This window comes from Myxococcales bacterium, assembly GCA_023898405.1.
Classification (GTDB): domain Bacteria; phylum Myxococcota; class UBA727; order UBA727; family JABDBI01.
Map to the genome: position 1 here is coordinate 1,967,521 of CP060221.1, position 22,904 is coordinate 1,990,424.

At 39.8% G+C, this 22,904-nt stretch carries 19 protein-coding genes; 11 read left to right on the top strand and 8 right to left on the bottom strand.

Annotated features, from left to right (window positions below; all coding sequences use genetic code 11):
- Positions 1–71: 71 nt before the first annotated feature.
- Complete coding sequence (locus tag H6731_08990; GenBank protein USN50385.1) at positions 72–2,207, top strand: PAS domain-containing sensor histidine kinase; 2,136 nt, start codon at positions 72–74, stop codon at positions 2,205–2,207.
- A gap of 129 nt (positions 2,208–2,336) precedes the next feature.
- On the top strand, positions 2,337–3,194 hold the full coding sequence (locus tag H6731_08995) for a hypothetical protein (protein USN50386.1): 858 nt from the start codon (positions 2,337–2,339) through the stop codon (positions 3,192–3,194).
- Between the two features lie 123 nt (positions 3,195–3,317).
- Here the strand turns inward: H6731_08995 and H6731_09000 are convergent, their stop codons facing one another.
- The 6 genes from H6731_09000 to H6731_09025 all read right to left on the bottom strand — a co-directional run bounded on the left by H6731_09000 (position 3,318) and on the right by H6731_09025 (position 9,278).
- Positions 3,318–3,680 carry a methylated-DNA--[protein]-cysteine S-methyltransferase gene (locus H6731_09000; GenBank protein USN51975.1) on the bottom strand — a complete coding sequence of 121 codons (363 nt, stop codon included), beginning with the start codon at positions 3,678–3,680 and terminating at the stop codon, positions 3,318–3,320.
- A gap of 260 nt (positions 3,681–3,940) precedes the next feature.
- A complete protein-coding gene (locus H6731_09005) occupies positions 3,941–4,654 on the bottom strand; it encodes a hypothetical protein (protein USN50387.1) in 714 nt (237 codons plus the stop codon).
- Positions 4,655–4,993: 339 nt separating this feature from the next.
- Entirely contained in the window at positions 4,994–6,901 is a 1,908-nt protein-coding gene (speA, locus tag H6731_09010; protein USN50388.1) for a biosynthetic arginine decarboxylase, read from the bottom strand.
- A gap of 15 nt (positions 6,902–6,916) precedes the next feature.
- A complete protein-coding gene (locus H6731_09015; GenBank protein USN50389.1) occupies positions 6,917–7,150 on the bottom strand; it encodes a glutaredoxin in 234 nt (77 codons plus the stop codon).
- Between the two features lie 588 nt (positions 7,151–7,738).
- Positions 7,739–8,695 carry a hypothetical protein gene (locus H6731_09020; protein ID USN50390.1) on the bottom strand — a complete coding sequence of 319 codons (957 nt, stop codon included), beginning with the start codon at positions 8,693–8,695 and terminating at the stop codon, positions 7,739–7,741.
- Between the two features lie 133 nt (positions 8,696–8,828).
- Positions 8,829–9,278 carry a hypothetical protein gene (locus H6731_09025; GenBank protein ID USN50391.1) on the bottom strand — a complete coding sequence of 150 codons (450 nt, stop codon included), beginning with the start codon at positions 9,276–9,278 and terminating at the stop codon, positions 8,829–8,831.
- A 265-nt stretch (positions 9,279–9,543) separates the two neighbouring features.
- Here H6731_09025 and H6731_09030 point away from each other — a divergent pair, with 265 nt between their 5' ends.
- The 6 genes from H6731_09030 (at position 9,544) to H6731_09055 (ending at position 14,481) form a co-directional block, all read left to right on the top strand.
- A complete protein-coding gene (locus H6731_09030) occupies positions 9,544–10,671 on the top strand; it encodes an NAD(P) transhydrogenase subunit alpha (protein ID USN50392.1) in 1,128 nt (375 codons plus the stop codon).
- The gene (locus H6731_09035) at positions 10,668–10,970 is read left to right on the top strand and encodes an NAD(P) transhydrogenase subunit alpha (protein USN50393.1); all 303 of its coding nucleotides are present in this window, start codon (positions 10,668–10,670) and stop codon (positions 10,968–10,970) included. Before H6731_09030 ends, H6731_09035 begins: the two co-directional genes overlap by 4 nt.
- A gap of 6 nt (positions 10,971–10,976) precedes the next feature.
- Positions 10,977–12,359, top strand: coding sequence for an NAD(P)(+) transhydrogenase (Re/Si-specific) subunit beta (locus H6731_09040; protein USN50394.1), 1,383 nt, complete (start codon positions 10,977–10,979; stop codon positions 12,357–12,359).
- A gap of 25 nt (positions 12,360–12,384) precedes the next feature.
- Positions 12,385–13,407, top strand: coding sequence for a glutathione synthase (gshB, locus tag H6731_09045; GenBank protein USN50395.1), 1,023 nt, complete (start codon positions 12,385–12,387; stop codon positions 13,405–13,407).
- Positions 13,408–13,468: 61 nt separating this feature from the next.
- Entirely contained in the window at positions 13,469–13,870 is a 402-nt protein-coding gene (locus H6731_09050) for a PilZ domain-containing protein (protein USN50396.1), read from the top strand.
- A gap of 77 nt (positions 13,871–13,947) precedes the next feature.
- Positions 13,948–14,481 (top strand): hypothetical protein, encoded by a 534-nt coding sequence (locus H6731_09055; protein USN50397.1) that lies wholly within the window; start codon positions 13,948–13,950, stop codon positions 14,479–14,481.
- A gap of 283 nt (positions 14,482–14,764) precedes the next feature.
- On the opposite strand, the gene H6731_09060 is transcribed toward H6731_09055, so the two are convergent.
- Both H6731_09060 and H6731_09065 read right to left on the bottom strand, forming a co-directional pair.
- The gene (locus H6731_09060; protein ID USN50398.1) at positions 14,765–15,904 is read right to left on the bottom strand and encodes a branched-chain amino acid transport system II carrier protein; all 1,140 of its coding nucleotides are present in this window, start codon (positions 15,902–15,904) and stop codon (positions 14,765–14,767) included.
- Between the two features lie 500 nt (positions 15,905–16,404).
- On the bottom strand, positions 16,405–17,247 hold the full coding sequence (locus H6731_09065; protein USN50399.1) for a hypothetical protein: 843 nt from the start codon (positions 17,245–17,247) through the stop codon (positions 16,405–16,407).
- A gap of 249 nt (positions 17,248–17,496) precedes the next feature.
- On the opposite strand from H6731_09065, the gene H6731_09070 reads away from it, so the two are divergent.
- The 3 genes from H6731_09070 to H6731_09080 all read left to right on the top strand — a co-directional run bounded on the left by H6731_09070 (position 17,497) and on the right by H6731_09080 (position 22,899).
- On the top strand, positions 17,497–19,875 hold the full coding sequence (locus H6731_09070; protein ID USN50400.1) for a hypothetical protein: 2,379 nt from the start codon (positions 17,497–17,499) through the stop codon (positions 19,873–19,875).
- Between the two features lie 37 nt (positions 19,876–19,912).
- Positions 19,913–21,073: a thiolase family protein gene (locus H6731_09075; GenBank protein ID USN51976.1), complete on the top strand. Its 1,161-nt coding sequence runs from the start codon at positions 19,913–19,915 to the stop codon at positions 21,071–21,073.
- 152 nt (positions 21,074–21,225) lie between these two features.
- Entirely contained in the window at positions 21,226–22,899 is a 1,674-nt protein-coding gene (locus H6731_09080) for an FAD-dependent oxidoreductase (GenBank protein USN50401.1), read from the top strand.
- Positions 22,900–22,904 lie beyond the last annotated feature (5 nt).

Below are 22,904 nucleotides of genomic sequence, written 5' to 3' on the forward strand. Positions count from 1 at the left end.
GCGTTTATTATATATGCCATATGGTAGAAATTTGTAATAAATATCCATAACTTAAACTGAAAATAATGACCATGAAAAATATTCGTAGACTAACGACACGAGAAGAAATTGAAAGTGCGTGCAACCTTTTGTACCACGTTTATATTGAAAGGATGGCTTGGAAATTCTTGCCTGATAATCCCTCGCATTTAAGAATTGAAGAACGCAACGGCAAAAAACTTTTGCTCGATAGATTTGTTGATATTTCAACTTGGTTTGGTGTTTTTGAAAATTCTCAAATCGTTTCGTGTATCCGTATTCAAGGGGTTGATAGCGATAATAAATTGGAGCTTGAAGGTTATGAGGATAGCAAAGTTCTCCATGCTTTTTTGCCTCAGAATAAGGACAAGTGTTATGAGCTGACCAAGTTTGCTATTTTGCCTCAGTACATTACGCCAGGAATCATTAAGAATTTGTTTTTGGAAGTTTTTCGCTATTGCTACGAAAAAGGTTTTTCTCTGAGCTGCTGCACTCATAATAATTTTCTGAAAAAATTCTACCAGAGAATTGGATATCCATTGACCATGGAGCATGCATTTAAGTATGAACCAGATGACCCTCTTGCTGTTAATCATTATTATGCTGATTTTGAGAAAGGGGAAGTTAAACACTGTTATGAACAATTAAGAACTAATACCCGTCCACTTTCTTTTAAGCAAAGTAAAATTTTTAGAGCTTTGGAAGTAGCAGCTCCGGCGCTGCCAGTGCCTGTCTATTGGCATGATAGAAATGGAGTAGTTTTAGGAATTAATGAGCACTGTCTTAAGGCGATTGGTACCTCAAGAGCTATAGTGGGTAAAACTCCATATGAATTTTATTCAACTGACATAGCCGAACATATTTTGAATCATCATAACCTTGTTATGGATACGGGTAATGTGTTGGCGCAAGAAGAGAAAATTAATGATATTACAACCGGCCAAGTCAAATATTTTTCATCCATAAAAGCGCCGCTTTATAATGATGACGGAGCGGTCATTGGTATTGTTGGCACTTCAATTGACACTACGGCAGAAAAAGAAGCAGAGCGTCTGCGCAACGAAAACGAACGCTTAGAGATTGAAAATAGCTATCAGAATAAATTGATCAAAGAGCAGAAGATATTTAAAGAGATCATAGATCAGGCAGTACACGATATACGATCGCCTCTTGCAAGTTTATTGATTTTATCTTCTTACACAAAAAATATTCCCGAAGAGATTCGTGATGTTATCAATGGTGCATCAAAACGAATTAATGATATTGCCAATAATTTGTTGGAAAAATATTGGCCAGAGAGAAATAAAAAAAATGAAGAGCAAAATAAATTTGAAAAAAATAATTTTCAAATATCCCTAGCGCTTCAGGAAATTATTTCTGAGAAGAAATATGAATTTTTTAATCTTGATGTTGAGTTTAGAATATCGATCAATCCAGCAGGCTACCTAGCGTTCTTATTTGCCAGCGAGGCTGCTTTTAAGCGCATGATTTCAAATTTAATAAATAATGCTGTAGAGGCCTGTGAGAAGAGGCACGGTATTATTACTGTTTGCCTCAATGTCAGTGGAACTTCCATCGATATTGTTGTCGAGGACAATGGAAAGGGAATGTCGCAACATGTGGTCGAGAAGATCATGAATGATATTTCTGTTACTGAAGGAAAAGCTGAAGGGCATGGCATTGGTTATGCTCAGGTGCGCGATACATTGCAGCGCAATGGCGGAAGTTTGGCTATTGATTCCTCTCAAAATGTCGGCACAAAAATTAAACTGAGCTTCAATAAAAAAGAACAACCACATTGGGTCGCTGAAGTATTAGACATATTTGACAAGGGCATGATTGTAATTTTGGATGACGATCCCTCCATCCATAAGGCCTGGGAGTTGCGCTTGAGAGATAAATTTCAGGATGCGACCTTGAAATATTTTGAACAAGGAAAAGAAGCGTTGAGCTACATACATCAACTAAAGGACGAACAAAAAAATAAAACTATTTTGCTTGCTGATTATGAACTTCTGCATCAAGAGCTCGATGGGCTGGATGTCATTAGTCAGGCGGCAGTTGAAAATGCTATTTTAGTGACTTCAAGATTTTCCAATCGCGATTTGCAGAATGAACTGAATGAGCTCAATGTAAAAATGCTGCCCAAGCTCTATATCTCAGAAGTTCCGATCAATGTCGTTAGTTAAGCCCCTAGAAATAGTGTGTTTTATCAACTGACTTGATCTGATTGGTTTGAACCATGGCAAGTGAGTTAGTAAGTATCCTGTTGGTATTAGTGGAACTATTTTAACCACTGTATTTAATAGGATTTTTTTATGAATTTTAGAATGTCGTTGTTGGCGATTATTTCGCTTTTCGCGCTCGATATATCTGCAGCCATGGTAAGTGGATTTCCTGAAGGATGTTCTGATGCTTCCACAAGCAACGCTTTGCCAGGCCATATCGTTCGTTTGGGTATGGTGAGACAAGGTCCTGATGGTTTGATTTTTGTCTTTCCCGATCGCTATGACACTAGATATCTTCAGACGGTTGAAGTTGCTGAAAATGTTGGTTTGATCGGGCAAGATCCTTATGGCGATTACAGCGATGTAATTCGATATTCTACACCTGAGGATTCATTTGTCGTTGCCCAAATATTTGTGGGAGATGAACGATATGAACCAGTGGTGAGCTGTGTTTCTCAGCCAATACCGCTTACACGATATTATCCATCAGACTATGGCTCTGATTGGAGCTGGCTCGATCGCGGAGTATTCGTTGAAAGATTGAGGCATCACAGACACCATCGCAGTTGGAGATGGAAGAAATGGTGGAGAAGAGATTTTGATTCCGTGAGAAGAAAATTTCGCAGAAGTAATTCTCAAAGAGATTTCAGAAGGTTTCGCCAACATAACAGAAGAACCTTTGGTGATAGAAGGCATAGTGATAGTAATCGCCGAAGCTTTAGAAGAGGTGATGGAGATGATAGCATAAAAAGCTCTCGCACAAGAAGCTTCAAAGAAGGTAGTAGCCGAGTTCAAAAAAATCTTCAAAAAAGTAAAGAGGTTGCAAAGAAAGTGATGGTTGAGCGTTTTAAACGTCATCGAGATGTTTTACGCAAAAGAGATGAAATTAATTCCCTCCTTAATCGGAAAAAACGCTCATTTGTGCTTGACGAAGACGATAAGAACTAGAGCCGCTCGGCCAAGTCTAGGATTTTTAAAGGTTATTTGAGTTCATTTGGCAAATAGTAGCGCCACTATTTGCCAAAACTAGTTTTAAAGGCCTAGAAAAAACTTTTTCAAAACAGCTTAGATTTAATAATTTTTCTCATGATTAAGTAGCCAAGCTTTTCTTTCGATTCCACCACCATAGCCGCCTAAGTTTCCGTTTTTATTAATGACTCGATGGCAGGGAACAATAATACTTAGAAAATTTTTGCCATTCGCATTGGCAACGGCTCGAAAGGCTTGAGGTTTTTTGATGCGATGAGCTTGTTCGCTGTAATTACGTACTTCACCAAAAGGAATTTCTAAAAGAGCCTGCCACACGCACCTTTGAAATGTTGTTCCGTCAAATTGAATGGGAGTGGTGAAGTTTTTGAGATTGCCTGCAAAATAATTTTTAAGTTCTTTTTTAATGCTTTCTATGATGCTGTTGCTGCCTTCTTTTAAGGTAATTTTTTCTCGATTACTAAAGCTTGGCAACCGCGCTTCAATATTTTTACGATTGTGAAAATCCAGTACATGCAAGGCCTTATCACAAGCAAGTGCAGTCATAGAACCAAGAGGTGTTTTAATATCCTTGGATAAATAAAAAATAGTGCTCATAGAAGTAAGAGTTTCAATGGAAAAGAGAGCTGTCAAGCAGTGTAGTGATCGAATTAAATCTATTAAATTAAAAAAAGCCCAGGCTTTCCTGAGCTTTTGTTATCTAGAAATTATTTATTTCTTTTTTTGGAGTGGCTGCTGTGACGACCAAGATCAACTTTGTTAAATTTTCCATCAGCATGTTGTAAGGTCTGTATTGCATTTGCATCAGTCACATAGTTTCTAATTTGCTTCAAAGCATCGCGACCGCAGTAGTTGCGAACTTCATTAGGGCCAGTGCTGTTGCCAACTTTGCGCATAGTAAATTCGATCATGTCATCTTGGAATGTCACGATATCGGTTTGATAGGCTTGTCCTTCAGCGCTCACCATTTGGTAAATTTGTTTATCGCTCGCGCGTGTAAATTGTTCTGAGTTTAGTTGATCAACCAACTGACTTACTTCTTGTTCCATAGAGCATTTTTCATCGCTTGGTATAATTTTTTCTACAGTGTAGGTTTCATGGCGGTTATCTGCTGAACCCCAATTTTCTTGACGGTGAATTTTAATAATTCCTTTTACAACTGTTGTATCGGTTCCCCAGCGATTGACAGTGACTTTGCAACGGAAATCTTCTTCGGTTGTACGATTGTAATCTTCGAAAGAATCTTTTTCTGTAAAGAGTGGTGGTACGGATTGAGAGTAATCAACCATTTCGCAGTCTTCTATAGCATCACATTTTGCCATTTCTTGACCTTGATCTTGTCCTTGCATTGCATTGGTATTTAATGAGAAGAGCAATGCAGAAAAACCGCCGCAATATGCTACGCGTTTAGTGAATTTCATAAGTTTTTTCCTCGTCGTTACTGAGTTAATGTGCGGGATAAGCAACGCTGGATAAAACTTGATTCCAAAAATTTAAAAAAATTTTATTTTTTTATTTTTAATTCGTTTTTTTTGTTTTTTTGAGTGGAATAGGTAGGTTCTGCGGGCGATTATTGGTCAAGGGGGGATATTATGGCAATCTTTAGAAAGTAACTGGGCTTTTAATTTCTGAACGCCCACAGCAAAGCGAGAACTAGGAAGAAATTAAAAACTCAGTTAAATGCTATAAATTATGGCCAGAGCAAAAATAGAGGGAGCAAAGCTCCCCTTGTTTTATAAAACCAATTTTTTTAGCCAAGTTTAAACGAGATAGGTATAGCCAGAAAGCCCTTCTTCGTAACGCTTCATGAGTTGAGCAGATTGCTCTATAGTCATCCGCCCACGGCGTACAGCCCGCTCGCTTGAGTCGCGCATGCGGCGCAAAAGTTCGCGGCAATCGTATTCCACATAACTTAGCACATCGCTTACGGTATCACCGACCACAACATGTTCTAGGCGATATCTGCCGTCTGAGCCCAAGGAAACATGTACCGCGCTGGTATCGCCAAACAAATTATGTAGGTCGCCCAAAGTTTCTTGATAGGCTCCGATCAAAAATGCTCCCAAAAAATAAGGCTCCTCTTCATTGAATTCATGAAGGCTTAGGGTTCTTTTTACATCCCTTAGATCAATGAACTGATCAATTTTGCCGTCTGAATCGCAGGTGAGATCTGCCAAAATCGCTTCATGGGTAGGTTTTTCATTGAGTCGGTGTATGGGCATGATGGGGAATAATTGATCAACCGCCCATGCATCTGGAATCGATTGGAAAACACTGAAGTTACAATAGTAGGTGTCACTCAGCAGTTTGTTAAGTGTGTCGAGATCTTCAGGAACATAAGGCAGGGTCGCCACTAGTTTTTGAATTTTTTTACAAGTTGCCCAAAAAAGTTCATCAACTCGTGCCCGTTCTTCCACAGAAATGACGCCGTGACTAAAAAGCGCGACACTTTCTTCTTTAGCCGCAACAATATCGTTGAAGCATTCTTGCACATTTTTAGCGCTGACGCTGGCGTAGGCTTCATGCATGGTATGAAGAATGGTGTGGTCTTCTTCATTGGGTTTGTGAATGGCCTTGGCATTTTTGCCACCCAACTCATTAACTCCCAAGACATCAAAAATTAAAACGGCGTGATGTGAAACCAAAGCACGTCCTGATTCGGAAATAATATGAGGATGAGGTTGTTCCAACTCGTCGCAGATATCTTGAAGGACGCTTACAACATCGTTGGCGTATTCTTGCATGGAATAGTTCATGGATGAATGAAAGTCGCTTTGCGAACCATCATAATCGATGGCAAGACCGCCACCAACATCAACATGGTCTAAACCTGTACAACCCAAAGCACGAAGGCCACAGTAGAGATGAGCTGTCTCACGCATGGCATTTTTTATGGAGCGAATGCTTGTTATCTGAGAACCTATATGAAAGTGGAGAAGATTTAAGCATTCGAGCATATTGGCATTTTTTAGAATCTCTATGGCTTGCATGATTTCGCGTATGGACAAACCAAACTTGCTGCGATCTCCCGAAGATTCTACCCAGCGCCCCTTGCCTCGCGCGGCAAGTTTGGCACGAATGCCAATACGTGGTTTTATGCCTAAACGTTTGCTTACTTCGATTACTTTATAGAGTTCAGCAAATCGATCGAGTACCAACACGGTTGGAATGCCCAAACGTTCAGCATGTAGCGCAGTTTCAATATAATCTTCGTCTTTATAGCCATTGCAGATAAGCAATCCGCTATCTTTTTCCAGCAGTGCCATGGCTACCAGAAGCTCAGGTTTGGAGCCAGCCTCTAAACCAAGATTGAAAGCAGCACCATTTTTTACAAGTTGTTCAACTACATGTCGTTGCTGGTTCACTTTTATGGGCATTACCGTGCGATAACTGGCGTTGTAACTGTAATCCTTAATACACGTTCTAAAGCTCATGCCTAAAGATTCAACTTGTGATGCCAAAATATCGTTGAATCGTATGAGCAATGGTGGTTTAAGGCCACGCTTTTGTAAGTCGTCTAGAAGCTCTTTGATATCGATCGAGTCGGATACATTTTTTTTGGGAGTGCATATAAGGTTGCCTTTTTCATTGATAGAAAAAAAAGGCTGTCCCCAGCGTGAAATGAGATAGTGCTCAAGGCTGTCTTGAATTGTCCATTTAGTTTTCATGTGAGAAATTCCTGTTTATCGTGTGCTTTGAAGGTAGGCTTTGAGTTCGGTGTAGCCACCGATAAATTTTTCGCCGATAAAAATTTGTGGCATGGTTCTTTGCCCAGTTTTGGCTACAAGATTGAGGCGGCCTTCTGGGTCTGTGCTGAGATTGATTTCATTAAAGGCAAGCGAATTATTTTTGAGCAAATTTTTAGCAGCATCGCAGTAAGCGCAATTGTTAATGCTGTAGATTACGATATTTTCCATGATTACAACCTCAAACATTACAAGTAAAAAAGTAATATCAACTGCTAAGTGATTTTTTTTCGATTGAAAATATCATTTTCAACTTTGTGGGCCAAAGTTTCAAAATTTTTGCGATTAAAGGCTTAAGTTGCTTTTCTCAAACAGTGAAATTGGGCTTAAGCTTGCTAAAAATAATAGCAATTTGTACCAAAAATAAATTTGAAAGCCATCTGATAAGAAAACCCCATGCCATAATCAGCATTGGGTGTTTATCAATAATTAAGTCGGTTTAGAGCAATCACAAACAGGATTGTTTTCTAAACAAAAATCAAGCTAATTTATTATATTTAAACTACGAGCCTCAATGGAGATAATTGGTTCATTATCATTCCTCTTCATTCATTGTCAGGGTGTAGTTTGAAATTATAATTTTGCTTGCTTTAATTACCCCAAGGTCGGCGCCGTTTAGGGAGATGGCTGCAAGAGATACGAGCGCAACAATAAGATAGTTTTTCATAGTTTTTTTCCTAAGGTTTTTTATGCTTACTAGGCATCATGAGGACGAAGAATAAGAAACTAATCTTCGAATGGCAATGCCAACAGATAAGTCTATAAAATGTAGTTATTACTTAGGTTGTTTAGATTGTTTTTAGTCGATGTTAAAAAAATGATTGATTTGTTTAGTTCATTGTCTTCTTTTAAATTGTTTTTTGTGGTCTCAATGATTTCTTGATAGGCAGCATTTAATTCTTGTTTTATGTTTTCTTTTTTAAGAACTAAGTCGTTGATTAATTTTTGATGTTGTTTGGTGAGATTTTTAAGATTTAAATTTTCGAGTTTGCACTTTACAACCATAGACTGGATATGAGGGTTAAGTTCGGCAGAGAGAACGGTGGATTCATTCGAAAGTTCACCATTTGCCATATCGCTTAGTCGTAAAAGTTCACTTTGTCGGTGGATTAAGCTCTCATAGCGCTCAAGTTCAAAAAAATAATCTTTCTGCAAAGCGCCTACCTTTATAATTTTGTTTTCAATAGCTTTGAGTTTTTGAGAGAAATCATATTTTTTTTGCTCTTGGTTTTTTTGGTAAGTTATTAATTTTTTTATTTCCTGATCTAGTTTATGGCTGCAGTGGTTGATGTTGATAATTGAATTGCGCCATATGCTCAAGCTGTCATTAATTTTTGCTGGTAAATTTGTACTGCTATGCGTGTGTTTACTTTTTAAGCGAAGACTCAAATTGATTTTTTGATTCTTGTTGAAGTTATGAAAAAAAATATTCAAGTTTTTAAAGTTTTTTGAAAATAGATAAATCATAAGAGCCAAAAAACTTATACACAGTAATAGCACGCTAATAAAAATAAAAAATAAATTGTGCTGACTGAAGTAAGTGGGTAAGGCGAAGCCAGAAAGAGTGGCATCACTGACGGGGCCCCAGTTTGTAATCTGAAATGCAGATTGATCTTGTGAATTCATAAACAAGGCAAGGCTTGTGCTAAGAATTCCCAAAAAAACTATTGATACTAGGAAAAACAAGAGTTTGATTGGAAGAGATATGTAGTTCATATATGATGCCACCCTTGTTTTGTATAAGGCTTTTTTGTTCAAATAATTTGATATTAATTTGATATCGCTTTTTAGGGCTATGCCAAAATTTTTTGCTTTGGCAAGGTATGGCATCAAGAGCATCTCGTCAATGCTAATCTTCGGCAGCAGAGCTCAACAGTAAGGTCTTGCCAGAATGCGGATCTTTTATTGCGAAGATGCAAGGGGCATTAAAAATACCAGAGCCGAATTCTATTTGCGGATTGGTGATTTTGAAAGTAAGCAATCTTGGTTCTTTTTGAATGAATTTATTGAACTCATGGGAGATTTTATCTTGCATCGTATCGCTTAAGTGCGGTCCATAGGCACCTTTTTTCATAAACACACATTCTTTGATGCCTGACATAATATCTTGTGTTGCAATCAATGCTTTCATAGGCAGGTTATTGCCATCGGAAGAATCTATTATTGATGAATCGATGTGGTTGTTGTCATCTCCCAAATTATACAAAGTATGAGCGATTATTTTCATGGTGCTGAGAGTATCAATGTGAGCGCTAAGAGAAAGAGAAAATAAAAGTGTAATATATGAAATAACTTTCATGAATTCCTCCTTGGATATTTTTTATTGTTGTTTCCGGGTGCCCTTTTTGGCTTGATTGAAGAAAAGGCTTAAGGAAAAATTAAAAATTTTGTTACATAAAAAGTTGGTGATATTTGAGTTGCTCGGCTTCAAATTAAGTAAATTGAAGTTGAAGTATATTAATTTATGATTTTTATTAGATAAATTTATTCTGTATACATTGACTGCTGATGCTGTCTTTTATACTTCTCGGTTCGTTAAACATACTTTTTATTTGAGCATGCCTATGAAAACCGTGGGAGTAGTTCGGGAACGAAACAATCAAGAAAGCCGAGTAAGTTTAGTGCCGGCTTCTGTTGGCGATATTATCAAGACTGGCGCTTCGGTGGTGGTAGAAAAAAATGCTGGACTGCGAGCAGGTTATGGCGACAGCGAATATGAAAAGTTCGGAGCAACAATCTTAGAAAATCGTGCTGATGTTTTTAAAGCAGCAGATGTCATTCTTGCGGTTGATGGCAGTGATTTTACACCAGAGGATGAAGTAGCCGGTAAATTATTGCTCGCTCTGTTCGATCCATATTTTAATAGGTCTTTGCTGGATTCTCTGCAAAAACGTAAGGCAAGCATAGTAGCTTTAGAGCTAATTCCTCGTATTTCTCGTGCCCAGAGTATGGATGTGCTCAGTTCTCAAGCTAATCTTGCGGGTTATGTGGCAGTGATTAGTGCGGCACAGCGTCTCAATAAGGTGATGCCGCTCTTCATGACAGCAGCAGGTACCATAAAGCCTGCTCGCGTATTGATTGTTGGCGCTGGTGTTGCGGGATTGCAAGCCATTGCGACTGCCAAGCGTTTGGGGGCGGTCGTTTTTGCCTATGATGTTCGCAGCGCTGTAAAAGAGCAGGTAGGAAGTTTAGGTGCAAAATTTGTTGAAATTAATCTCGATGAATCTGGAGAAGGAGAAGGCGGTTACGCAAAGAGTTTATCCGAGGCTAGTCTTTTAAAACAGCGTTCTATGCTGACAGATTTTGCCAAAGATTGCGACATTATTATTACCACTGCTCAGATTCCTGGAAAAACAGCGCCGCGTCTGCTTGATACGCGTTTATTAAGTCAGGTTAAACCTGGTTCTGTAATTGTGGATATGGCTGCTAAGACTGGCGGAAATATTGAAGGGAGTATTGTAGACCAATGGCTACAGATAGATAATGCATGGCTTTACGGTGCAGATAATTTAGCACGGCATGTTGCCAAGGATGCAAGTTTTGCCATGAGTAAAAATATATGCTCTTTGCTTAATTTATTTTTGTCTCAAGGTTTTAGTTTGAAAGATGAAATCATTATGCACAGCACTATTTGTCACGAAGGTCGTTGGACGCACCAAGCATTTGGCGCAATAGAAAAGGATGAGCAATGAGTGAATTTTCTTTGAACGAGCTTAGTTTAGGACTTTATGTCCTTGTATTGGCGAGCTTTATTGGTTTTGAAATCATATCAAAAGTACCGACTATGCTTCATACGCCACTTATGTCGGGTTCAAATGCTATCTCTGGCATAATTTTGTTGGGAGCTTTAGTGGTTGCTTCCGAAAGCACGAGTGAGCTAGGAAGTTATATTGCCTATGGTGCCATATTTTTGGCCACTATCAATGTTGTCGGTGGATTTTGGGTCACCGATCGCATGCTCGGTATGTTTCGCGCTAAAAAGGGTGGTTGATAGAAAATGAACGAATTTATTATCGAAATGATTTATTTATTATCAGCAGTAGGTTTTTTTATATGTCTCAAAATGCTCTCATCACCCAAGACTGCACGCCTAGGCAATTTTATAGGCTCTGTGGCAATGGGGGGAGCGGTTATAGCCACTCTGACTGCCAACCAAGCTGCACACTTGATGCCAGTTTTGCTTTGTATGGGTAGCGGAGCTTTAGTTGGAATTTTTTCGGCCAAGCGAGTCGAGATGACGGCCATGCCGCAGATGGTAGCTATTTTTAATGGCCTGGGAGGTTTGGCCTCCGTAATGGTAGCTATGGCTGAGATCTATCGCTTCTTGCACACGCAGACTTCAGCGAGTTTTATTTTTAGTTTTACCACGTGGTTTAGTGTGGTTGTGGGGGCTGTTACCTTCACCGGAAGTATTGTGGCTTACTTAAAGTTGCAAGAGCTTATTAGCACTCGCGCTCTTTTGCTCAAGGGGCAGCGCTTGCTGAGCGGAGCGCTTTTCGTAGTGATTCTGCTTAGTCTAGGTCTGCTCATAAAAAATCCTGCCAGTATTTTTGGGTTTGGTGTTTTATCTTTTGTTGCGGCGCTCTTGGGAGTCTTGTTGGTTTTGCCTATCGGTGGTGCTGATATGCCGGTGGTTATATCCTTGCTCAATTCTTATTCAGGTTTGGCGGCGCTGGCTGCAGGATTTGTGGTTCACAGCAACATTCTTATTATTTCAGGCGCACTCGTTGGGGCATCGGGAGTTATTTTGACCCGTTTGATGTGCCAGGCAATGAATCGTTCGTTGATGAATGTGGTCTTTGGAGCTTTTGGCAATGCTCTGACTGCCGCAAGTTTAGCCGAAGAAAAACCGCTCAAGGAGTTTCAGCCGCTTGATGCTGCCATGCTTTTATCGCAAGCAGCAAAAGTAGTGATAGTGCCCGGCTACGGTTTAGCTGTTTCGCAGGCTCAGCGAACGTTACGTGAACTATCTGATGCTCTCAAAGCCTTGGGGGTTGAAGTGAGTTATGCCATTCATCCAGTAGCCGGCAGAATGCCGGGGCATATGAACGTGCTCCTCGCCGAAGCAGATATTCCCTACGATGAACTATTTTCTTTAGAAGAAATTAACGGTGATTTTGAATCGAGTGATGTGGTTGTAATCATTGGTGCCAATGATGTAGTAAATCCTAGCGCGCGAGAAGATAAAACAAGCCCTCTTTACGGAATGCCCATCTTAAATGCAGATAAAGCAAAGGCAGTGATTGTGATGAAGCGTGGTAGAGGACGAGGATTTGCTGGCGTTGAGAATCCACTTTTTACACTTGAACAAACTGGTTTGGTATTTGGTGATGCAAAACAGTCTTTGCTCAAGGTCATAGCAGCGCTCAAAGAGGTTTAACCTAGGCAAAATGTTTGATGGTCTCGTGAAAAATCGAGGTCATTTCAAATGGCAAAAAAAAAAGGCACAAGGGATCGGTGTTGTAGTTTTTTATTCAGGAAAAAATGCGATGGCAAAAAAATTTCTCTATATTACCGATCCCTTAGATAGTCTTGATATACATTTTGATACTACGCTTGCACTTATGGCGGAGGCAGCTTCGCGCGGCATTGAGAGCTTCGCGTGCGAAATTGGCGATATCAACGTGCATGATGGAAAATTGCACTTTCATGCCGCCGCTGTAGAAATCGCTAAAGGCTACACAAAAGTCCCACAATATTTATCCAGCAAAAATAATATCAGTGCCGATGAGTTTCGTGTAATCTTCATGCGCAAAGATCCTCCGGTGGATGAAAATTTTATGGCAAGCCTTTTCATGCTTCGCTGCTATGACGCCGAAAAGACACTGTTTATTAATGATCCGGATGCTCTTCTCATTGCTAATGAAAAATTATTTGGCCAACAAATTGCTTCGCACCTTTATCCGCCCACTTTGGTTTCTTCATACAAAAAAGATCTGCTCGAATTTTTGGCTCAACACAAAAAAGCTGTTTTTAAGCCACTCTTTGGGGCTGGAGGAAGCGGGGTTTTGGTTTTTGAACAAGGCGACCTTAATGTTGGTTCTGCCTTAGAAATGCTCAGTGCAGCGTTTAGTCGGCCAGTGATGGCTCAGGCCTATGTAGAAAAAGCCCGCGAAGGTGATAAACGAATTTTACTGCTTGGTGGAGAAGTGTTGGGAGCTGTTTTGCGAGTGCCAGATAAAAGTGATCATAGAGCTAATTTTCACGCGGGTGGAAGTGCCAAAGCTTGCAAACTTACTCAAAAAGAATATGAAATATGCTCTCATCTTAGGCCTTATCTGCTGGAGTTAGGCTTACATTTTGTAGGAATCGATGTAATCGATAATTTTTTGACTGAAATCAATGTCACCAGTCCGACCTGTATCTTACAAATGTCAGAGGATTTACCCGGCAAAGTTATTGATTATATTGATCACCTTATTGCCTAAAAAAAATCAGATAGGTAGAAAATACTGTTCCCATTTTAAATACTATTAGTTCGAGGTTTTTATGAGTAAAAAAGCTGATATTCCACAACCAGGCGAAGCAAAAGCAAGTGAGCAAAAGCCTACCAGGCACTTAAGAGCCCCTATTGAAATTCGTATTGAAGTGACCTTAGGACCGCAATCCTTTACTGCAACCTCGAGAAATTTAGCGATCGGTGGTGTTAGTTTTGAAACTCTAGAAGAATTGAGTGTTGGCGATCAAGTTAACATTCTGCTCTACATCCCTGTGAGCAAAGATATTGAACTCCTCAAAATTTCTTCAGAAGTAGTGTGGTCAGAAGATCAAAGTGGTTCATGGATGGTGGGAGCAAAATTTGTCAAATTTGCCCCTGGAGATCAAAAACGCCTAAGAGAATGGTTGCTTGAATGCGTGCGAGCTATTAAAGCCGGAAAGCCGATTGTTTAATCGTTGAAGTTGTTATAATAATTCGATATTATTAGCCTTTAATGGGATGCTTTTAATGTTGTTGTTGGAGTGTGTATATGCGTGTTTATTTTTTTATATGTTTCATCTTTTTTTCTGCTTGTCAGAATAATTCTGATGATAATTTTAAACCTGCACATCAAGAGCCAAAGAACGAAACTACCAAGAAAGTCATGTTTTCCCAAATGCACACGAAGTATGCAAATCTTTTAAAAAAAGCTTTAGCTATGGTGAATTCTAATGTTTTTGACAAGATACGATTCCGTTGTGACGAACAGGTAATACCGTGGTTGGAAAATGCGCTCGATTCTCTAGAAAGTAAAGTTCCTTACACAGCACAGGGGGCAGTTGCAGGTATGAGTGCATATAAAGAAGCGCCTAAAAATCCAGTTAAAATGATTGCATTTGCTATAGATAAGTCTAATACCTGCAGTATTCCTGATTATATCGAAAGACTAGAGCGTACTTTAGACTCAAAGTCTAAGGATTATAATTCAGATCTTCTTGGACAAGAAAGTGATTTGCGAAAGTTTATTAAAGAGATGGAAGCCATGCTTAAAGAACTTAATTCCTTCAACGCGATAATGGGTTGATTGTGAGCAGTAAATAGCAGCTAAAGACAGTAAAAATGTTTGAAAATTGCACAGTCAAGAGTTATTAAACTCTAGGTTTCATTAAGGGACTGTTTATAAATAATTGGGGAATACTTTTTTGTCTCTTTTTCCAAAAATTAACAATTGCTTCGCGTTACTTGTCATCCCCGCCTGCGCGGGGATAACAGTGACAATGGCCAAAAATATTTTCAAAGACTACTAAAATAATTATTTTCAAAACAGTCTCTAAGATTTTTAGAGCCAATAAAACCTTTATATAATTCTAGTTAAACGCCGTTACACCTATCATAATAATAGTTGCTCCCCAAAAAACGCTGCTTTTAATGGTGCTATGCATTTTAGGCGCAATAATATCTAAGAGCGTAAGTAAAATTATGCCTGGATAAGATACTTCCAATATGGGTACCAAAAATTTAGCAATTCCTTGGAAATCCATCAGAGAAAATATAAAAGAAATTACAATCGTTGTTGCGAGTATCCATGTGTATCGAGCTCCTTTTATATGATTGCATAAATAACGGGCGTAGATGTTTGTCAATGCAACAACCGTGGTAAGACAAGAAAGAACCATAGCAAAAGCTATGAAAGTTGTGGCCATAAGGCCCATAACATGGTTGGCAATAATAGGGAGCATCATTTCTGGGTCTTTATTGGCAATAATATTAGAGTAATGAGCTCCTAAATAAACAAAACCTAGGTATACCGTTGCTAGCATGGTAGAGCCTATTATGCTTGGAGTAATAGCAATTCTTAGTAATCTTTTTGTTGAAATATTATGAGGAAGTTCCTTTTGTATTTGGAGAAATATTAAAGAAGAAAAGAAAAATGCAGCAAAAAGATCCATGAGCTGATAGCCCGTTGTAAAGCCTTCAAAAAATGATTCTACGGGAGTAATTTTGTTGATAGTTTCAGGAGATAAATAAATACCCAACAAGATTAATATTACTAAACAGCTTATCAAAGCAGGACTCAACCACTTCCCAACAAGACTGATCATTCTTTGATCTTTAAGGCAAAAAATAAATGTTAATGCGCAAAAGACCAGGCTAAAAGCAAATAAAGAAGTATTAGGATATAAGTAACTAAAGCCACCATGAGCAACAGTTATGCATCTTGGAACTACTCCAAAACACCCAAGCAGAGATAAAATGAATAAAGGCAAAATATGTTTGGCCAGAATTCCAGCCTGACCAAAAAAATTGTAGTAGTTTCCGTTGTGTAATTTAATGACAAATAAACCCAAAAACGGAAGAATAATTCCACTAATTGCTAATCCTAAAAAGGCCAAAAACCAATGGTCTCCGGATGCCAGGCCTATTTGTAAAGGAAAAACCAAATTTCCCGACCCAAAAAACATTGCAAATATTGCGGAACCGTAAACGATAATAGAGGAAAATTTCATAGTAACTGTCCTATGCCAAAAACTAAATATCTAAAAATTTTGTGAAAGGAATTTATAGGATGTGGCGCAAGGCCACTACATTTCCCACAGCATAGGACCAAAAAGATGCGAACACGAAAAAAACATCTACACGAGTTAGATGTTGCGTCTTATTCTCTTTTGGCTCGAGATACATCTTCATAGAGCGGCCGTGCTATTTTATTTGCCTGATTCTGTCAATGACACTTTGGTTCAAAAAAAATCAAAACTTCAATAGTTATTTCATGTTTTTTAATCGTCAGGGTGGGGTAACGCTTTGAAAATAAAAGGTATTATCGTATGGAACTTGAATTTGCAGTTTTAAAACAAGCGGGTCTAAATGACGTTTCAAGATATATTTATATCGGAGATACTTGTTTGACCGTTTGTAAAAAGAAAACGCATCCAGATCATTGGGTGCGTTTTTTTATGAAGCTAAGATTCGTGCTTTAAAAGCTAACTAAGAAAGCAAAATTATGTTTCTAGGCTTTATTGACGAAATCCTTTCGTTTAAGACCCCACTCACCGAGTTTGCGGCGTATGGTGTGCTCTGAAAGTCCGGTAGCATTGGCAAGTTCTTTATTGCTCATTAGTAGGAAATTCTGTTGGATGTAGCCGTTAGGATCTCGCACAGGATCTGTGGTTGCACCTTTAGGAAGCAGTTGAGTAAAGCTTATAGAGCTTTCTTTGGAAACAGAAGCTAGATTAAGCTTGGCTTTTTTGAGTGAAGTTGGTTTTTTTGCCGCAATTTTAATGGAGTTGCTTGGGCTTGTCTTTGAAGCAAGTGGAGCCACTACGCTTATGTTTGGTTTTTTGCTAGGTTTTTGCTTTGCAGCAGAAATCACCGGTCTCGAGCTGGGTGCAGATTTAGTAGTAACTTTTTCGTTTTCAAGTTCAATCTGATTAAGAATTCCTATTACTTGAACTTCAGTGATAGATAATTTTTTTGCCATCTCCTGCAAGGTGAGCTTGGCTCGGTTTTGACGCACAAAGTCGAGCTTATCAATATTTTGCTTAACTAATTTGCCGCCGCCGATAAACGTAGCATTGAGAAAACCAGGACGTGATTCGATAACTCGCGCAAATTTATGCGCTTCATCATCAAATACGAGAGTGCCCGATGGGTAAGTAGCATTTAAATCGGCTTTATTATCGTAGGCCTTTCTTACATTGATGACAGCTTTTTCGATCAAAACTTTACGCCAGGCGAGTGGGCTTGGGCAACTGGCGGCAGAGCCTTCTGATTCACCGGATGATTCAAGTTTTTCATCAAAGTCACTAAAATCATCATCCAAATCGTCAAAATGTTTATTACCTAGTACCATTTTATATAACTCCTACCGCGAAAATAAGATGGTGTTTTTTACCTTTTTTAATCGCAGTATTAAGGCTTTATTAATAGACTTAAGCGAATATCAATTTTGCTATGATTCGTCAATAGAGGGCCTAGCTACGCCGTTCCATGATTTTGACCCATTAAATAGTCAAAAGCTCGTGGTCAAGCAAATTTTCTTGTGTTAACAGCTTTGTCTAAGGATCTGATTTAGTTGATCAAAATGCCAAAAGAGGTTGATATGTCAAACAATGGTTGTGCGTTTAACCCAGCAATAAAAAAAGTGACGGTAATTGGGGCCGGTGTGATGGGGCAGGCAATCGCTGCTCACATGGCAAATGCAGGTATTGAGTGTACTTTACTGGACATTCCAGCCAAGGGCGCAGATCGAAATAAGATCGTCAAAGATGCGATAAAAAAAATTCAAACTAGTAAGCCGAATCTAGCGTTCACTAAATCAGTGGCTGATCGAATTAAAATAGGTAATATTGAAGATGATTTCGGGGGTATTAAGTCGTCTGATTTGGTTGTTGAAGCCGTTATTGAAAAACTTGAAGTAAAACAAGAACTATTTAAAAGAATTGAAGTACTCATAGGCCCGCAGACTATAGTCGCCTCAAATACATCGGGACTATCTGTTGCTCAAATGACTCAAGGACTCTCACAAGCATTTTGTGAAAAATTTTTGGTGATGCATTTTTTTAACCCTGTGCGTTATTTGCACTTACTAGAGTTAGTGCCTACTTCAGTAACTAAAGTTGAAGTAATGGAGGCGATTAAAAAATTTGGTGAAGAAAAACTTGGTAAAGGAGTTGTTGTTGGCAAGGATACAACCAATTTCATTGCTAACCGTATTGGTGTTTACGGCATGATGGAGGCAATCAAAGCTGTTACTGACCATGGCTATACGGTGGAAGAAGTTGATGCTGTTTTCGGACCAGCATTGGGTAGACCAAAAAGTGCTATATTTCGTACCGCAGATGTTGTGGGGTTGGATACCTTCATTCATGTTGCGCAAAATTGCTATGATAACCTAAGCAAAGACGAATGCCACGAGATTTTTAAAGTTCCCTCATTTTTGCAAGAGATGGTAAAAAATGGTTGGCTTGGGCAAAAATCAGGCCAGGGTTTTTACAAAAAAGTTGACGCAACCATACAGGTGCTCGATCCAAACAGCATGAATTATCGAGAAAAGAATAAAGTGCGATTTGACTCCTTAGGCGCTATAAGAAATCTTTCTGATTTGAGTGAAAAAATTCGCACTGTTGCTTATGCCGATGATCGAGCCGGAAAATTGTTCTTTGAGCTTGCAGCAAAAACCTGTGCCTATGCGGCAGCAAGGCTTGGTGAGATCTCCGATAGTATTGAAGATATCGATAAGGCTCTTATGTGGGGCTTTGGCTGGGAAATGGGGCCATTTAAAACCTGGGATGCTATGGGGCTAAAAAACAGCATCGAGTTGATGGATAAGAAAGGGATCAAAGTACCCGATTGGGTAAGAGAGATGCTCAAAACCGGTCGTGAAAGCTTTTTCACTCAAGATGATATCGGGCGTTTTTATGTTTACAACCCCAAAACACGCGATCAACAAGAAGTAAAATTCTCTCCAAGAGAATGGAAAATCGATACCTTCAAGAAAGATTCAAATAAGCTTGTGAAGGATCTTGATGCATACAGTTTGGTGGATGCAGGCAATGGCGCATTGATCGTAGAGTTTCACACCAAAATGAATTCCATTGATCAAGATGTGTTGAAGGGCATCAATGAGGGAATTGATCTTTGCGAAGAGGGCAAGTTTGAAGCTCTGGTGCTCGCCAATGATGGGGCAAATTTTAGTGTTGGAGCCAATTTACTGCTTCTTTACATGGGAGCAAGTCAAGGGATGTGGGATGATGTTGATGCCACTATACGGCTTTTCCAAAATACCTCAAAGCGTTTAAAGTATTGTTCGGTGCCCACAGTTTCAGCACCGTTTCAACTTACCTTGGGTGGGGGCTGCGAATTATCCATGTGGTGCGATCGCATTCATGCTCATGCCGAGACCTATATGGGGCTGGTCGAAGTAGGAGTAGGACTAATTCCTGGTGGTGGTGGCAATATTGAAATGCTTGCTCGTACGCTCAAGGGTGCAATCGATAGTCCAACCTATGTCACGGAACAGCTCTTGCAGCGAGCTCTCGAGACTGTGGCTATGGCCAAAGTCGCGACTAGTGCTCAAGAAGCCAAAGAACTCATGTATCTTGCCGACTATGATACTTTTTCAATGAATCGCCGTTATCAACTGCATGATGCTTGCACCATTGCTGTGGCTATGGCTCGATCAGGCTATATGCCTCCTCAGCCAAGACAGTTTAGGCTTCCTGGTAAAAATGCTTATGCTACATTTGCTATGGGTTTGCGTTCATTTCTTGATGGCAATTTTATTTCTGAACATGATTATAAGATTGCGCTCAAAGTCGCTCATGTGATGACCGGCGGAGATACTTTTTCCACTCAAAAAATTAGTGAAGATGCTTTGCTCGATTTAGAAAGAGAAGCGTTTTTGTCGTTGTGTGGAGAAGAGAAAACTATGGCACGTATAGCCTATATGCTTGAAAACAATAAACCCCTTCGTAACTAATAAGGCCACAATAAAGCAGAGGAAGTGCACTATGATGATGAATAATGTAGCAATTTTATCAGCAGTTCGAACTCCCATCGGTCGAGGAGGGCGTGGGGTTTTTAAAAATACTCGCCCAGATGAGCTTGGGGCTGCAACAATAAAAGAGGCAATAAAACGTGCGCAAGTTGAAGAGGCAGAAATTGAAGATGTGATCTTTGGTTGTGCTATGCCAGAAGCAGAGCAAGGCATGAACGTAGCCAGAATCATGAGTTTGCGTGCAGGCTTACCTGTGGAAGTGTCGGCGGCAACCATAAATCGCTTTTGTGCGAGCGGTCTGCATGCTGTAGCTGATGTAGCAAAATCTATTGAACTTGGTCAAATCAGTGTTGGTATTGGTGGTGGCGTTGAGTCTATGTCCATGCTTCCTATGGGAGGCCACAAACCAAGTGCAAACCCTTATCTTATGGAAAATTTTCCTGGGGTATATTTATCGATGGGGCTTACGGCTGAAGAAGTGGCGAGTAAGTTTGCCATTAGCCGCGAGCGTCAGGATGAATTTTCTTTGTTGAGCCATCAAAAGGCCTGTGCGGCCATTAAAAATGGTTTGATGCGTGAAGAAATCGTTGGAATCACAATTAAAAAATATGATGGTTCGGGTGAATCTGAATATGTAATTGATACCGATGAAGGACCACGAAGCGACACTACAATGGGCGCATTGTCAGCATTAAAGCCTGTTTTTAAAAAGGATGGAACAGTGACTGCAGGAAATTCATCTCAGGTGAGTGATGGCGCAGCATCTGTGGTACTTATGCATAAAGAACAGGCTCAAAAGAGCAAGAAAAATATCCGAGGATTTTTTCGGGCCTTTGTAACGGCCGGAGTAGATCCTACCATTATGGGAGTTGGTCCAGTGCCCGCTGTAAAAAAATTGCTTGCTGTAACTGGATTGTCCATCAGTGACATTGATGTCTTTGAACTCAATGAGGCTTTTGCTGCTCAGGCAGTTTACTCTATTGGCGAGCTAAAACTAGATCCGCAAAAAGTTAATCCTTATGGCGGAGCTATTGCTTTAGGACATCCATTAGGGTGCACCGGAGCTCGCCAAGTAGCAACCATTCTGCACTACATGGAAAAGAATAAGCTAAAATATGGCATTTGTACTATGTGCGTTGGCGGAGGTATGGGTGCTGCAGGCTTGATCGAGAGAGCATAAAATATCCCCAGATAATAACAAAATAAAAACTTTGATTTTTTATTGTTAAGAAGTGAAAGAAAAAAATGAGTGCTTGGTTGGCTAGCTTTTAACCAGGCACGCACATAAAAAATATTAGCATCATTTTTTTAAAGGCATTAAAGGCGGGTAAGATGACCAAGAATAAAACCATTATTGTTGTGGGAGGCTCTCATGGGGGGCCGAATGCTGTGGCTCGGGCTCGTCAGGCCGATGAAAATGCCAAAATAATCCTGATCGAACAGGCGCCTCATATCATGTGGGCTCAAACCAGTGTGCGTTCTCAGTTGCTGTGTGAAGATAAAATGGCTGCATTATTAGCAAGAGATTCTTATTTTCAGCAACGCTATAATGTGGAAGTCATGACGCGGACTTGTGCTGTAGAGCTTGATCTTGATTCTCGTTGCTTGGTGGTTGAGCATGAAAAAACTTATAAACGTCTTCACTTTGATTCGTTGATTTATGCTGGAGGAGCCCAGTCAAACAGACTTGTTGTGCCAGGTTTTGATGGAGAGCGAATATGCCATTTTAGAGATTTTCGTGATATCTCGCTCATTAAAGAGGCTATCAAAGAAGGTGCAAAGACGGCTACTGTTGTCGGTTGCGGCTTTTATGGGGTTGAAGCGGCACTTACTCTCAAGGAATTGGGGTTTAATGTTCGTATTATTGAACAGAGAAAACGCATCATGCAGAGCTTTTCATTAGCTTTTTCTCAGTCCATAGTCGATCATCTTAAGCAGGCGGGGATAGAGATTTTATTGGGAGCGCAGATAAAAGATGCCGAGACTCAAGCTGATAATTCATTGAAATTAAGACTTGAGAGCAATGAAATTATTGAAAGTGATCTTGTTGTTGTTTGCATTGGACTTACTCCACGAACTTCACTTTTAGTAAACGCAGGAGCAGCACTTGATCCAGATGGATTAATTCGTGTAGATGACTCCATGGCGACAACTCTGCCCAATGTTTATGCCTGTGGCAGCAGTGTAAGCGTACCAATGGTTGTTACCCACCAAAGAAAGTGGGTGCCTCATCCTGCAATAGTTTTACGTACAGCTCACATAGCAGGTTTTAATGCGGCAATTAATGATCCAGCTTTGATAGATCATCTAAAACCATTTTGCGGAACTTTGTATACAAAAATACATGAGACCTCTTTTGCTCGAACAGGACTTTCTGAGCAAGAAGCTCGATCCTTTTTTAGGGAAGACAACACTTTTGTTACAACAGTTTTTGGTTCCGCTGAAGATAGTTTTTTGTGTCAACAGGAAATGTGTGTGCGGCTCTTGGTTGATAAAAATAAAGGCTGCATTATTGGGGGCGAGGTTTATGGACAAAAAGGGGTAGATAGAACCATTGATTTAATATCAGTGGCAGTTTCAGAAGCTTGGGCTCCCGAAAAATTGGTTGACCTCGATATGGCGTTTTTGCTCGATTCAGGTCCGGTTTTTGATCCCTTAAAAGTAGCAGCTACCAGGGCAAAAATGGCTCTCATAGAAGGTGAAACGAGTATTTCTGCTGAGCAATTAGCCTTATGGGTGGCAAGCAAAGTTGATTTTCGCTTGGTTGATGTGGGTGAGACGGCGATGTTCACAGGTTATACCCAGAAAAAAATTCAGCACCTTCCACTGGAATCATTGCGTGAACATTTAAACGAGTTGAGCAAGGAAGATACTCCGATCGTTTTGTACTCGAGATCCGGTTATCGAAGTTATTTAGCACAGCGTCTTTTAAAACAGCGTGGCATTAAAAATGTTTTTCACTTAGACGGCGGGCTCGCTACATGGAACCTGGTGCTTAAGGAGTAGGTGAT

Bases quoted from the DNA above. Each gene is read 5' to 3' on its own strand.
- H6731_08990 (USN50385.1), top strand. From the start codon at position 72: ATGAAAAATATTCGTAGACTAACGACACGAGAAGAAATTGAAAGTGCG.
- H6731_08995 (USN50386.1), top strand. From the start codon at position 2,337: ATGAATTTTAGAATGTCGTTGTTGGCGATTATTTCGCTTTTCGCGCTC.
- H6731_09005 (USN50387.1), bottom strand. From the start codon at position 4,654: ATGAAATTCACTAAACGCGTAGCATATTGCGGCGGTTTTTCTGCATTG.
- speA (USN50388.1), bottom strand. From the start codon at position 6,901: ATGAAAACTAAATGGACAATTCAAGACAGCCTTGAGCACTATCTCATT.
- H6731_09015 (USN50389.1), bottom strand. From the start codon at position 7,150: ATGGAAAATATCGTAATCTACAGCATTAACAATTGCGCTTACTGCGAT.
- H6731_09020 (USN50390.1), bottom strand. From the start codon at position 8,695: ATGAACTACATATCTCTTCCAATCAAACTCTTGTTTTTCCTAGTATCA.
- H6731_09025 (USN50391.1), bottom strand. From the start codon at position 9,278: ATGAAAGTTATTTCATATATTACACTTTTATTTTCTCTTTCTCTTAGC.
- H6731_09030 (USN50392.1), top strand. From the start codon at position 9,544: ATGAAAACCGTGGGAGTAGTTCGGGAACGAAACAATCAAGAAAGCCGA.
- H6731_09035 (USN50393.1), top strand. From the start codon at position 10,668: ATGAGTGAATTTTCTTTGAACGAGCTTAGTTTAGGACTTTATGTCCTT.
- H6731_09040 (USN50394.1), top strand. From the start codon at position 10,977: ATGAACGAATTTATTATCGAAATGATTTATTTATTATCAGCAGTAGGT.
- H6731_09050 (USN50396.1), top strand. From the start codon at position 13,469: ATGAGTAAAAAAGCTGATATTCCACAACCAGGCGAAGCAAAAGCAAGT.
- H6731_09055 (USN50397.1), top strand. From the start codon at position 13,948: ATGCGTGTTTATTTTTTTATATGTTTCATCTTTTTTTCTGCTTGTCAG.
- H6731_09060 (USN50398.1), bottom strand. From the start codon at position 15,904: ATGAAATTTTCCTCTATTATCGTTTACGGTTCCGCAATATTTGCAATG.
- H6731_09065 (USN50399.1), bottom strand. From the start codon at position 17,247: ATGGTACTAGGTAATAAACATTTTGACGATTTGGATGATGATTTTAGT.
- H6731_09070 (USN50400.1), top strand. From the start codon at position 17,497: ATGTCAAACAATGGTTGTGCGTTTAACCCAGCAATAAAAAAAGTGACG.
- H6731_09075 (USN51976.1), top strand. From the start codon at position 19,913: ATGAATAATGTAGCAATTTTATCAGCAGTTCGAACTCCCATCGGTCGA.
- H6731_09080 (USN50401.1), top strand. From the start codon at position 21,226: ATGACCAAGAATAAAACCATTATTGTTGTGGGAGGCTCTCATGGGGGG.